Here is a 14,180-nt window from a genome sequence, read left to right as displayed (position 1 = left end):
TTCGGTCTGGCGGTTTTTCAATGCTTCGGAAATGTTAGTACTCGCGGCGCTTGCGCCATCCGGTGAGGCCGAACAGCGAGAGCAGCGCGGCCACGCCGGTCACGCTCAGCAAGGCGGCCGCCCGGGTCGCCTCGCCGGTTTGCGGCAGATCGCGGCCGGCAGCCTTGGCGGCGCCGGTCGCGGTGGTCGTGGCAGTTGGTGCGGCCGCGATCACCGGGTTGACGGCGGTCACGCCGGCCTTGTCAGCCGCGCCGGCCGCGACGGCGGTTAGCTTGCCCGGGTGGGCGACGGCGACTGCGTGGGTCGCGGTGCCGGCGGCCGGCTTGCCGGCCAGCGCGTGTTGCTGACGCGCCACATTGTCCTCAAGCGATTCCGTGTGGGTCAGCTTGGCCAGCTTGGTTTTGGCGGCGGCGAGCCTGGTTTGGGCGGCGGCGGTTGCGGCTGTGGCCTCGGCCAGCGCCGCCTTGGCGGTATGAGCGGTGGTCTTGGCGGCGGTTAGGGATTGCTTCAAGGCGGCGAGCTTGGCCGTGGCCTGGTCGTAGGCGGTTTGGGCCGCGGCCAGTTCGGTCTTCGCCGCGGCCAGGGCGGCTAACGCCGACGCTTGGGCCGCCGGCACATCGGCCAGCAGGGCGGCCTGCTTTTGGGCCGCAACCAACGCGGCCCGAGCCTTGGCGACTGCGGCCTTGGCGGCGGTCAGCGCCGTCGTGTCGGCTTTTTGCTTGGCGAGGGCCGCGGTCAGTGCCTGCTTGGCGCTGGTCAGCGTTGACGTGGCCTGCTTCAGCGCGGCCTGGGCGGCAGCGGCGGTGGCCTGGGCCTGCTTCAGCGCGGCGGCCTGTTCGGACTGCGACTTCAGGCTGTTGGTGTAGGCGGTCTGCGCCTTGGCGGTTGCGGCCTGGGCCTTTTTTAGTGCGTCTTGGGCCTTGGCCAGCGTCTTTTGGGCGGCGGCCAGTGCGGCGGCGTTGGCCTTGCTGCCGGCGGTCAGCTGGGTGACCTTCTTTTGGGCGACGGCGGCAGTGGCGGTGGTGACGCCTGTTTGCGCCGCGGTCTGCGCGGCCTTGGCCTGGGTCAGCGCCGCCTTGGCGGCTGTCAGCTGGGCGGTGGCGGTGGCGACGGCCGCCGCCTGCTTGGTGGTGTCGACCTTGGCACCGCTGGTCAGGCCAGGCGTGGTGATCACGGTGCGGTCAAAATTGGCGGCGTTGCCGAAAGACGCGGCGGTGTCCGGCACGAAAATCATGCGGTAGGCCTCCATGGTCGCCGGGTCGGCGCCGAAGAAGGTGTCCCAGGCCCCGAAGAAGGCGTCGTGGACGCCGTTAGCGGCAATCGAGGCCAACTGGTAGTTGGCGATGCCCAGGATCTGTTTGCCGGGCAAGAAGGTGGTGTCGTTCTCAACGGTGGCGGTGCGGTCGGCGTAGATGTCGGCCCCGACACTGTAGACCTGATTGAAGACGAAGGCCATCAAGGCGCGTTCCTTGACCTCCTTGAAGGTCATGGTGTGTTGCGTGACGGACCAATCCGCGATGCCGACGTCTTGGTCATCGGACACGACTTGCTGGATGATCAGGTTCTCGTCGACGCCCGAGGTCTTGGCGAGGTGGTCCAAAGTATCGGTGATGTCGCCACCCTTGACCGCGGCCGCATTGACGGCCTTGGCCAAGGCGATGGTGTCTTGGTTGACCTTGACCGCGCCGACCTTGTCGATGATCCCGAACTGGGTGCGAATCTCGTTGATGGCGCCGGCCAGCGTCTGCACCAGCTCGGTGATCTCGGCGGAGTTCAGCTGCTTGAGCGTGTCGTTGTAGTCGCGCGAGATCTTGAAGACCTTTTTGTCGTTGGCGGTGTTGCCGGTGTAGGCGAGGGTCAAATGGCCGTTGGCGGAGTCGCCGCCGAACGCCTGGTTGATCGCGTTCATGTCGGCGACGCGGGTCTTGACGCTGGCTTGGGCCTGGGTGTCTTGGATGTACTTGGTCACCGCCTTCTTCAGCGTTGCGGTGACGGTCACCTTGACGCCGCTCTTGGTGCTGGATTGGCGCTTGGCGGCGGTCAAGGCCGCGGTGGCCTGATCCAGTGCCTGCTGCGCCGTGGTGACGCCGGTTTGGGCCGTCTTGACGGCGGCCTTGGCGGCGGTCAGGTTGGCTGTGGCCTTGGTGAGTGCTTGTTGGGCAGTGGTCAAGGCGGCCTTGGCCTGGGCAGTGGCGGCGTTGTCGCTCGCCTTAGTCGCAGCGGCGACGGCGGCCTGGGCCTGGTCGACGACGGCCTGGGCTTTTGCTTCGGCGGCCTTGGCGTTGTTGAGTGCCGTCAGGGCCTTGCCGGTGTCGGTTTTCTTGGCTGCGGCAGCCACCGCGGCGTCGGCCGTCGCGGCTTGGGCCTTGGCCTCGGCCTGCGCCTGGGTGGCGGTGGTGACGGCGGTCTTGGCGGTCTGGACGGTGCCGGCATCCGCGTCAACGGTTGACTGGGCCTTGGTCTGGGCTGCGGTTTTGGCCGCAACGGCGGCCGTAGCCTCTGTCACGGCCTGCGCCGCGGCCGCCTGATCGGCCGGGGTGGCGTGTTCGGCCGCGCTTTGGGCGGCGGTGACGTCGGCCTGCGCCGTGGCGACACTGGCTTGGGCCGCCTTCACGGTTTGGGCGGCCGCTTGGGCCTGGGCCTCACCGGCGGTCACGGTTTGGGCGGCCTTGGTTTCGGCTGCGGTCGCCGAATCGGCTTTGGCCTGTGCCGCGGCCTGTGCCTGCGTCGCGGTGGTGGCTTGGGCCTGGGCGGTGGTGACGGCCGCTTGCGCCTGCTCTACCGGGGTGGCGCTGGTTGCCGTCGCGGTGGTGGTCGGCTGGGTCTGATCGGCCGGGGCGGGGGTCGGGGCCGTTGTGTCGGCCTGCACGACGGCGTGGCCGCCGATACCGGTGATTGCGGCCGCCGCCAGCGTGGCGGCAAGTGTCAACTTACCTTTATGTAGGGTCGGCCCTTGGGGGAGCCGTTGCGCTCGATAATCCTGACGTGTTTGCGTCATAATACGTGTGCCTCCAAACTTTATTTGCTCGGCTGCAATATCGGTCGTGATCGATAATTGTTGCGCCCGCCATCGCAGCCGAAAATTACATATATGCATGTGGATTTCCGCCTGCTTCGCCGGATTTGCATATATGCACGCGAGTTTCGAGATGTTCTCATCGAAATCACAATAAATAGAACGATGTAAGCATGTTATAAAAATACTTATACGGCGAGTTTAGCGCCTTATTGCGGCCCAGTCAACGGGGTCAACCTACCGTTATTTATCGGCCGACGGGTCGGACATCTCCGCCGACCGCCGCGGGGTTTTGTGCTATTCTTGAGGGGTGATGAAATTCATTTTTGGGGAAGCTTATGAGTCAGTTTAATTTCTTATTGTCCGACGTGCTGGCGCTGGGCACCGCACTGCTGGTCGTGCTCGGCGGCCTCGCCTTCGCCACTTGGGTTCGGGCCAGCACCGCCGCACCCTGGGTCGTGGCGCATCGCGAGGCGCTGCTAGGCGCCGGCGCGGTGGTGGGGACCTTGTACCTGGGCGGGTTGCTGTTGAACGCGGCGACGCGCTGGACCGCCTTGAACCTGCTGATCGTGGCGCTTGCGCTGCTCAGCCTAAGGCCGCTCGGGCGGCCACGGGCCTGGCTGGGTGGGACGATGCTTGCGGCCTATGCGCTGGTCGCGCTCGGCCACCGCGCCACGTGGCTTGCGGTCGCGGGGTTGCTGGTCGCCGTCGCGGCGCTTGCGGGGCGATTCGCCGCAGCAGCGGCGCGGCAGCGGCACGGCCTGGTTGAATTCGGGCTGCTGATTGCGCTGGCCGCCGGCTTGTTGGTGGCCCAGGCGCAGTGGGTGGCGCCGGCACCCGGGCCGGCGTTTTGGGGCCGCGAGCTCTTGGGCCTGGCGCTGTTGGCCGGGCTGGGTCACGGGGCGGCCGCCTTGTTGGCCGGAACGCTTGCTCGCACCAACCGCCTGGTGGTGCAGACGCGGGTCGATGAGCTGACCGGGGTGCAAAACTTCGGCACCTTCACCAAGGAGCTCGGGCGGCTTTTTGCCGAGTTTCAGAAAAACGGCACGGGCTACTCGGTGTTTGAAGGCGACCTCGACCACTTCAAGCAGATCAACGACACTTACGGCCACCTCGGCGGCAACGCCGTGCTGCGGCGGCTGGCGCGTGAGCTGGCCGGTTTTGCCGACGGGCTGCCGTTCTCGGCGACCGCTTACCGGCTGGGCGGTGAAGAGTTCGCCATCATCGCCCGAACCGACCTGTCCCAGGCCGCGGCCCAGGCAATCGGTGACCGCTTCCTGGAGCTGCTGCAGCTCGTTCAGTTCAACGACGTGGCAGAGGGGCTGACCATCACCTGCTCGATCGGCCAGGCCCGGGTGCAGGACGCGGATTACAGCGCCGAGGACGTCTACAAGCAGGCCGACCGCAACCTCTACGCGGCCAAGCACAGCGGCCGCAACCGCATTGTCCCGCAGGCGGATGGCACCGGCGGCCAAGGGTCCTGACCGGCGGCGTGGCGGCCGTCTGGTGGCGGGGCCTGACCGCCACCGCGTGATGGAACGTGACGGCTGCCCGTGGCCAAGCGGTGCCGGTTGACCGGTGAGGCGGCGTGGTGGCTGCCTCCGCGGCGGGACGCCAAAAAGCAGTTCAACCAATCGTTGAACTGCTTTTTTGGACCCGCCGTGCCGGTGGTCGCCTACTGTTGCTCGGCGGCTTCGACCTGCTTGCGCAGTCGGTTTTGGTACTTGATCAGCCACAGGTCGTCTGGGTACTGGGCCATCAGGTTGGCAGCGAATTCCACCGGGTCGGGCCCGACAATCTGGGCGACCGGCACTTGCTCGGCCGCGCTTTCCTGAAACATGCGCAGCATCTCCTCCAGCGGCTCTATCAAGTCGCCGCTCCGCGCGAAGTTCCACAGGTAGGCCTGCAGCGCCAACAGCGTCTGGGCGTAAGGTGCCGGCAGGGCGTTGACGTCCTTCAAAAACTGCCTGTAGCGCTTCTTATCGCGAATCATCTTGGTCAATCCCGTTGTCATGGTCGGTCTCCTCTGACTGGTCGTCGCCGCGTCGCCGGTTATTGCCATCGGGCGGCGGTTGAGACGCACAGTCTTGCTAAGCTAAATGTTATCACTAGGTACCGGTACATAATAACAATGAGTAGCCGTGATGTCAACTAGCCGGCCGAGTTTTCAGCGGGTGAGCTGCGGCAGGCGAAAATCGAAAAATATTTCCGAAATATCAACTTAACTTGAGATTCGAAAACGCGTTCAAAACGTTCTGGCTATACTAATTGGTAATTACGGCGCCGGTTTTTGATCCGCCGCTGCAGTGTCATTTGGGGGAATTTGGACGGTCAATCTCAAGGAGGAATTAGGAGAATGAGTCGATTGACGAATCAGCGGGTTGCGCCAGGCGCAGCCAAGGAACACTTCAAGATGTACAAGAAGGGAAAGCTGTGGCTGACCGCCGGTATTTTTGCGGTTGCGATTGGTACCGCTTCCGTCGGCGGAACCAAAGTGCAGGCGGCCAACCCGGCGCAGCCGACCATGGAGCCGGTGGCGACCACCATCACGAGCACCGGCCTGGAGCTCAGCGCCGCCATCGACAACAAGTATCCGGGTCACATCGACCTGATGTACCGGATTGACAACGGCAACGGTTCCACCGCCATCGCGCCGGATATGTGGATCAACGGCAACGTCGATGCGACCTACACGGTTCAACCGCTTGACATCCTGGGCTATGTGCCCCAGGCCGCCGGCACGTTGCTCTCGTCCACCGCGACCGGGCCGACCAGCAAGGAGCTGCGGCTACCGCTTGGGACTCAAAACGCTGTGATCTGGTACAAGTGGGTCGGTTTTGACACCGTGAAGACCCATTACGTCGACGAGAACGGCAAGGAACTGGTGCCGCCGACCGAGTCCAAGCAGGGCACTGCCGGCACCGAGGAAACCGTGACCGCCCCGCACATCGGCGGCTACACCGTTAAGGGCGATGCCAAGCAGACGGTCAAGCACGGCAGCAACCAGAACAGTGAGACCCAGGTGACCTTCACTTACACCAAGAACCCAGAGCCTAAGCAGTTTACCCGTAACTTCCTATTCGTGGATGTCACCGACCCGGACAACCCGGTTCCAATCACCCAGCAGACGGCCCGCGGTGCCTGGGGTACCCCGCCGATGTCGTACGACTACAACTACGTGACCAGAGATCTGGAGAAGGAGGGTTACGTCTACGTCTCCGACAACGTGCCGGATCAGTACGTCACCGGCCCAGACGACCCATTCACCGTCAACACCTACGTGATCAAAATGGTCAAGAAGCCGACCACCACGACGACGGACCCGGGAACCACGACCACAGACCCGGGAACCACGACCACAGACCCGGGAACCACGACGACGGACCCAGGAACCACAACCACAGACCCAGGAACCACGACGACGGACCCGGGAACCACAACCACGGACCCGGGAACCACGACGACCAAGCCGGCCGTGGTCAAGAAGGGTAAGCTGGTGGTGAACTACGTCGACGCGCAAGGCAACATTATCCACAAGCAAAATGTGATTACGCGCAAGGTCGGCCGCCAGTACAAGATTGCGGTGCCGAGCTTCAAGGGCTTCACCTTCGTCGCGGCCAAAACCGGTGAGTTGCGCGGCACATTCACCGCCAAGAAGCAGACACTGACGCTTCTTTACGAGGCCGACACCCAAACCGCCTCGGTCACCTACATCGACGCGAAGGGCAAAACCGTTTTACGCACGGACACGTTGACCGGCCGGACCAACCAAGCTAGTGATTACGATCCTACAGCGACAATTCAGGCATACTTGACTCAGGGCTACACGCTGATCAGCAACGATTTTCCTGAAAAAGGGCTGACCTTCGACGCCAACGACGGCAAGGAGCAGCTGTTCACCATCGTGCTGAACTCGCCTGCCGCCGCGGATGAGGACGACACCACCGGCGACGTGACCATCAACATCGACAGTCACGACACGACGGTTGGGGATGTCACCATCGGTTCGAACAATCCGACCACCGGCGACACCACAATTTCGGGCGATACCAACACGGACAACAGTCAGACCGTGACCTCGGGCGACACCAACACGGACAACAGTCAAACTGTCATCTCCGGGGACACGAACAACGACAATAGTCAGACTACGGGTGATACCACGATTTCTGGCGACACCAACACGGATAACAGTCAGACTACTGGTGACACCACGATCTCGGGTGATACGGACAACAGCCAGACGACTGGTGACACCTCGATTTCCGGTGACACGGACAACGGCCAGACGGTGATAAGTGGTGACACGACGACCGATAACAGCCAGACTACCGGTGACACCACAATCTCGGGTGATGTGGATAATAGTCAGACGACTGGCGACACCTCGATTTCCGGTGAAACGGACAACAGCCAGACGGTGACGAGTGGTGACACGACGACCGACAACAGCCAGACTACCGGAGACACCAACACGGATAACAGCCAGACGACTGGTGATACCACAATCTCGGGTGATACGGACAATAGTCAGACGACTGGCGACACCTCGATTTCCGGTGACACGGATAACAGCCAGACCAACACGACGAACACCGATCACAGCGGCGATACCACGATTGTTGAAAATGGCGATTCAACCACGACGACCACTGACAACGGCGGTTCTACCACGGCAGTCGCTAACGGTGGTTCCACCACCACGGATGGTAACGAGACCGAAAACGGGACGGATATCACCCCGGGAGACAATGGTGATGATACCACGCCGGACACCGACGACAACGGCGATGTGACTGAGCCGACCCCTGACGGCAAGGACAGCGACACCCCGACGGACACGACGCCGACGGATACGACGCCAACCGATACAACGCCGACGGACACGACGCCAACGGATACGACACCGACGGACACGACGCCAACCAACACGACGCCGACGGATACGACGCCAACGGATACGACCCCAACGGACACGACGCCGACGGATACGACCCCAACGGACACGACGCCGACGGATACGACGCCGACGGACACGACGCTAACGGATACGACGCCAACGGACACGACGCCAACCGATACGACACCGACGGATACGACGCCGACGGACACGACGCCGACGGACACGACGCCGACTGATACGACGCCGACGGGCACTCCGCTCACTGGGTTGCCAATCACTGGCGGTAACACTGCCACGGCAACGCCAACCGGGAACACTGCCACGACGCCGGCTCGGGCCACGAACCTGACCACCGGTCGCACCACAGCGACACCGACAACGTTGCCAATTACCGGCGGTGCAACCGCGACGTCGCTGAACAGTCCAGCCGCAACGCCGGCCACGACCAGCGGTGATACCTTGCCGCAAACCGGCGAGGTCAAGAACACCGCGGTGGTGGTTGCGGGACTCGCAATCCTGGCGTTTGGCCTGGCCGGTGCGTTCCTGAAGCGCCGGGCTCACTAGCGCTGGCACCACGATGACTGCAGTTCAGCGCCAAGGTTGCGACGACCGCCGACGTCTCTCAGACACGGGCCACGCTAGCCCCCACTGACGCCGCCCGTCGCGCCACCGCAAGAACTGCACGAACCCTATTCCCCATGCCAGCCCCACGCTGGCGCAAACGGCCCCTCGACTTTTTCGAGGGGCCGTTTTTCTGCCGTTAGTCCAGTACAAATCCCGGTATTGCGGCTTTTGCTTGGAGGTGATTGTGTGCTGGCCGTTTCGTCTCATTCGCCGGCGTTTTTACGCAATTTTTACGCAACCCTTACACTGCGGCGTTAGCGGGGATACATTCACGCGCTACACTGGCTGAGTCCGGCAGGGCCGGACCAAACTGGGTTTGGGGAGACGAGAGAATGAGAGTGAAACATTGGCAAAAATGGGCCGTGGTGCTGACGTCGGCCAGCGTATTGGGCGGCCTGGGGGTCACCGCGGTGCCACACATTCCGGCGGTGGCGGTCAACCGCTCCGCCAAGGCGGTGGCCAAGCAGCTGATCTCGCAACACACCACGACGCTGGCACCGGGCGTGTCGGCGCAGCAGGATACATACATCAACCAGCGGGGCGAGCAGACCGTCGCGCATATCGTGCGAGTCGACCTGGGCGGCCAGGCGACCATCGCCGCGGCGCTGCCCAACGACGGCACCAAGGTGGGGATGCAGACGGTGCGGGGCATGGCCAACGCCGCCATTGAGCACGGGCAAAACGTGGTGGCCGCGGTCAACGCCGACTTTTTCAACATGGCGACCGGCGAGCCGCACGGCACCGTGATTGAAAAAGGCGTGGAGCTTCACGCCCCGGGCGGCGCCGACCGCTCGTTTTTCGGCATTCGCAAGGACGGCACCCCGGTAATCGGCACCCGCGAGCAGTACCCGAGCGTGAAGGCGAGCCTCCAAGAGGCGCTGGGGTCGCAAAACATCTTGGTGCATCAGGGCAAGGTCCAAGACACCGCGCCGATTTCTAACGACAACGCCGCGCGAACCGCGGTCGGCATCACGGCCGCCGGCGACGTCTTCTTCGTCACCATCGACGGGCAGCAGGCGCCGTACAGCAACGGCAGCTCGATGGCCGACTTGGCGGCCCTGATGATCGAAAAAGGCGCGGTGGAGGCGGTCGACATCGACGGCGGCGGCTCCACGACGCTGGTCACCAGAAAGCCCGGTGAAGACGCCTTGTCGGTGTCCAACTCGCCTTCCGACCGCGAGGAACGCACGGTGGCCGACTCCTGGCTGATCGTGTCCAAGGCGAAGGCGGATCACCAATTCGCCAGCGCGACGGTCGCGCCGCACCATCAGGTCTACACCCCGGGGTCGCAGATTGCCTTCACCGCCAAGGGCCTCGACGCCTCCGGGGCGACCGCGGCCCTGCCGAGCGGCCTGACCTGGCGGCTGAAGACGCCGGCGCTTGGCACCATCGACGCGACCAGCGGCCGCTTCACCGGCAACGGCCGGACCGGCGACCTGACCGTGCAGCTGTGCCGCGGCTCGCAGGTGGTCGGCACCAGCACGTTGACCATCGCGACGCCGGACGCGATCGCCTTCACCCAGCCGGCCCTGTCGGTCAAAATGGGGGCGGTGGTCGACCTCGGCCTTCGCGCGACCTACAAGGGCCGCCCGGTGGTGCTGCACGACGGCGACATCACCTGGCAGTACGACGCCAAGCTCGGCCACATCGACGCGGCCAACCAGCTGCACAGCGCCGCCACGTCCCAGGCCGGATCGGTGGTCGCCACGGTGGCCAACACCAAGCTGAGCGCGACGCTTGGCCTGACGGTGGGGCAGCTGCCAAGCGTCCTGTACGATTTTGAAAACGGGCTGGGCGACTGGCAGTCCAGCACCGCCGGCCGCGGCGAAACCAGCACCGTGGTCGCGACCAAGGCCGGCGACGGGCCGGTGCGGTTCGGGGCCCATTCCCTGGCGCTTCAGTACGACTTCACCAAGGCCCAAACCGGCACGACGCTCGGCGCATACGCCGGGCCGAGTCAGGCACTGCGCATTCCCGGGGCCCCGACCGCGCTGGGCATGTGGGTCCATGCCGACGCCGCGGCGCGTGGCTACTGGCTGCGCATGTACATCACCGACCCGACCGGCTCGACCAAGCCGATCAACCTGACCGACCAGAAGAACGGGGTGGATTGGACCGGCTGGAAGTACGTCGAGGCCGAGATTCCGGCCAGTTACGCCGGGCCGTTCACCACCTTCCCGCGGCAGATGATCCGGTTGTTGTCGCTGAAGTCCGGCCTGCCCGGCGGCGGTCCCAAGACCAAGGGGACGCTGTACGTCGACAACGTCCGGGCGGTCTACGGGGCCAACGTCGACGACCTGACCGCACCGGTGGTCGATTCAATCAGCGTCGCCGATCGCACGTTCCACACCGCCGCCGTCAACATCACGGCGGCCCTGCACGACCCCCAAGACGCCCATGCCACCGGGATCGACTGGACCCACAACCAGATTTTCGTCGACGGGCAGGACTTCACTGGGGCCAAGGGCCATTACTCCTACGACAAGGACGGCACCCTGAGCCTGAACGGGCTGCACTTCACCGACGGCACCCACCGCGTCCGGGTGGTGGCCACCGACGGCTTCGGCAACACAGGGGAGCAAACGGCGACCTTTACCGTGGCGACCGCCGCCAAAGACACCGCCATCGGCCTGGCCGCCCCGTCAACCGCCGCGCTAGGCGGCACCGCTCACGTCGCCTTGACCGCGGCTAACCCGGCGGCGGTTCGCACGGTCAAGGCCACCGTTCAGGTCGGTCGCGACTTCCCGGTTCGCGGCGTGACTATGGCGCCTGGCGTCACCGGCACCTGGCAGGCCGACCCGGTCGCCGGGACCGTCAGCCTGCAGCTGACCCGCGGTGCCGAGGCCGCCACCAGGGCCCAGGCCCCGCTGGCGACGCTCGACGTGGCCGTGCCGGCGCCGACGGCGGCCGGCACCGCGCTGACCACCAGCGTGACCGCCGGGACCGTGAGCTTCGCCGGTGCGACGGGCCACGACACCACCGGCACCTTCGCGACGGCGCCGCAGACCACGACCATTGAGGCGGGGCTGCGCCTGGCCACGGCCCCGCTGGTCAGCGGCCGCCCGGGCGTGGTCACCGTCACCGACGCCCTCGGCCAGCCGGTGGCCGGCGTCAAGGTGGCGGCCGTGACCGCCGCCGGCAAGCCACTGGCTTTGGGTAGCACCGACGCGCTCGGGCATCTGAGCAGCGCCGCCCTGACCGCCAAGGCCCAAAAGCTCACGCTGACGGCCCAAAAGGATCAGGCCTACGCCTTCAATTACAGCACCCAGGTCTTCGCCCCGAGCCTCACCGCGGCGCCGACCAACCTGCTGACCGGTGCCACCGCCGATCCGACCACGATGAAGACCTTCACCTGGATGACCGCCCCCGGTACCGAAAAGGCGATCTTGCAGCTGGCACCGGTGACGGCCGGGGCTTCCGGCGACCACGCGAAGGCGACCGGCGCCAAAGCGGTCAGCTCTAAGGCGGCCAGCGCCAAGGCGACCAGTGCGAAGGTTGCCGGCGCCAAGGCGGCCGCCGGTGATGCGGCCGCGGCCGGCTGGACCGACGTGGCCGGCACCACGCAGCTTTTGACTTACAGCGGCGACGGCAAGGCGCTGCAGTTGTCCAGCGTCACCGCGACCAAGCTGACGCCCAACACCACCTACCGCTACCGGGTCGGCGATGGCACGCACTGGTCCGACGTTCGCCAGTTCACCACCTTGGCCGCCGTTGACCACCTGACCTTCAACGTGTTCGGCGACACCCAGGTCACGAACCCGGCCGGGCTGGCCGATTTTGACCGGGTGCTGACGGCCATCGAAGGCGCCAAGCAAAAATCGGACTTCGCGATTCACGTCGGCGACTGGAACGACGATCAGTCGCTGTTCAAGGAGGCCGACATGACCGCGGCGATGTTCAACCGCCACCCCGGCTTCGACTCGCTGGACCTGCTGCACGTGCTGGGCAACCACGAGTACATGGGCGACGACGGCACCAAGTCGGCCGCGATGATGGGGGTGCCGCGGGGCAACGGCGCCAGCGTCAACCCGACCGGAACCTACGCGGTGGATTACGGCAACCTGCACATCGCGACCATCGGTTGGACCGACTCGGCCGCCACGATGAAGGCGGAGATGGACTGGCTGCGGCGGGACATGAACCACAGCGCGGCCACCTGGAAAATCGTCTTGACCCACCAGCCGGTGTACAACAAGAACCCGGCCGACGCCGGGGCCATGCTTTTTCACGACCAGCTGGCCCCGGTCTGCGACGAGCTGGGCATCGACTTGGTGTTCAACGGGCACGACCACTCGTACGGCCGCACCAAGCCGCTGGTGGCGGATCAGGCCAAGGCCGGCGGTACCGTCTACGTCGCGGCCGGCCATACCGGCGACAAGACTTACGAGATTGCGCCGACGCAGCCTGGCGTCTGGGCCAAGTTGCAGCAGGACCCCGACCAAAAAATTTACCTGACCGCGCATGTCGCCGGCAACCACCTGCAGCTGCTCGCCCAGCAGCCGGACGGCACCGTGGTCGACGACACCACGCTGGTCGCCCATGCGCTGGATCGCAGCAAGCTGGCGGCCGCAGTCGCCAAGGCCGAGGCCGTGGTGCTTGCGCAGTACGACCCGGCCGGCCAACCGGCCTTCCAAAAGGCCCTGGCCGCCGCGCAAAAGGCGCTGGCCCAAGATCGCCTGGCCCCGGCCGACCGCGACGCGGCGCTGGCGGCGCTGACGACCGCCCAAAAGGCGTTGAAGCCGCTGGCTACCGGTGGCGACAGCAATCACGGCACCGACCAGGACGGCACCGACCAGGGTGGCAGCGACCAGGGTGGCAAAGACGGCAAGGGTGACGGCAGCGACGCCGGCGAGCAAGACGGCAAAAACGATGGCAAGGGCGATGGCCAGGGCGGTTCCGCAGGCTCGGATGGCACAGGCGGCTCGGGCGACGCGTCAACCGGCACCGACGCCGGGACCAAGCCGCAACCGGGCACCGGCGATAAGCCGCTGCCTGGCGAGCAGCCGGCACCTGGCGCAAAGCCCGGCCAGAAGCCGGGTCAGGGAACGGATCAGTTGCCGGGTCAGAAGCCGGGCCAGAAGCCGGGACAAGAGCCAAGTCAGAAGCCGGGCCAGAACCCGGATCAGCAGCCGGGCAGCGGCCCAGCCACCCCGGCTCAGGCCGGTCACGGCCGGGTGGATCCGGCGGCGACTGGCCGCGGTCGGGCCGACTCGGCCGCGACCAAGCACCAGCAGGCCGCGATGCCGCAAACCGGCGAGGCCCAGGCCCGGGGTCTCGCGTGGCTCGGCGCGGCGCTTTTGGTCGGCCTGGCCGGCATCGGCGCGGTGAGCCGCCGGTGGCTGCGGCGCTGGGTCAACTTCCGCGGCCAGTAGCGGGTTTTCCAAGCGCTAGCGCCACGCCGGTGCCAGTGACCTGCCGGCGATCGCACATGGCGTCGCGCCGTCTCGGCTAAGGTTCACAGGACGCAAACGCGGCTCTCGGCATCAGCCCCGCAAGACACAGCGCGGCCTTTCGGCGCAGGCCCCACAGGCCGCAAGCGCCGCCTCAGTGTCAGAGCCACCCGCCGCAAGCGCCGCTCCTGGCGCAAGCGCCACAAGACCCAAGCGCCGCCTCGGCAAAACATCCGCAAGACGCCAA

The 14,180-nt window shown here is 65.6% G+C and carries 5 protein-coding genes; 3 read left to right on the top strand and 2 right to left on the bottom strand.

The annotated features are described in order from the left end of the window. Window positions 1-34: 34 nt before the first annotated feature. On the bottom strand, window positions 35-2,998 hold the full coding sequence (locus NUH19_RS03250) for an LPXTG cell wall anchor domain-containing protein (protein ID WP_262315133.1): 2,964 nt from the start codon (window positions 2,996-2,998) through the stop codon (window positions 35-37). 356 nt (window positions 2,999-3,354) lie between these two features. On the opposite strand from NUH19_RS03250, the gene NUH19_RS03245 reads away from it, so the two are divergent. Then, a complete protein-coding gene (locus tag NUH19_RS03245) occupies window positions 3,355-4,500 on the top strand; it encodes a GGDEF domain-containing protein (protein ID WP_262315132.1) in 1,146 nt (381 codons plus the stop codon). A gap of 191 nt (window positions 4,501-4,691) precedes the next feature. On the opposite strand, the gene NUH19_RS03240 is transcribed toward NUH19_RS03245, so the two are convergent. After that, window positions 4,692-5,030 carry a DUF1048 domain-containing protein gene (locus tag NUH19_RS03240; RefSeq protein WP_262315131.1) on the bottom strand — a complete coding sequence of 113 codons (339 nt, stop codon included), beginning with the start codon at window positions 5,028-5,030 and terminating at the stop codon, window positions 4,692-4,694. Between the two features lie 342 nt (window positions 5,031-5,372). Here NUH19_RS03240 and NUH19_RS03235 point away from each other — a divergent pair, with 342 nt between their 5' ends. Both NUH19_RS03235 and NUH19_RS03230 read left to right on the top strand, forming a co-directional pair. Beyond that, window positions 5,373-8,483 (top strand): mucin-binding protein, encoded by a 3,111-nt coding sequence (locus tag NUH19_RS03235; RefSeq protein ID WP_262315130.1) that lies wholly within the window; start codon window positions 5,373-5,375, stop codon window positions 8,481-8,483. A gap of 392 nt (window positions 8,484-8,875) precedes the next feature. After that, on the top strand, window positions 8,876-13,915 hold the full coding sequence (locus tag NUH19_RS03230) for a phosphodiester glycosidase family protein (protein WP_262315129.1): 5,040 nt from the start codon (window positions 8,876-8,878) through the stop codon (window positions 13,913-13,915). The last annotated feature ends 265 nt before the right edge of the window (window positions 13,916-14,180 follow it).

The sequence above is a fragment of the Lacticaseibacillus parakribbianus genome, from assembly GCF_025490915.1.
GTDB classification, from domain to species: domain Bacteria; phylum Bacillota; class Bacilli; order Lactobacillales; family Lactobacillaceae; genus Lacticaseibacillus; species Lacticaseibacillus parakribbianus.
The sequence above is the reverse complement of the archived record's forward strand: the minus strand, read 5'-3'. Positions and strand labels throughout refer to the sequence as shown.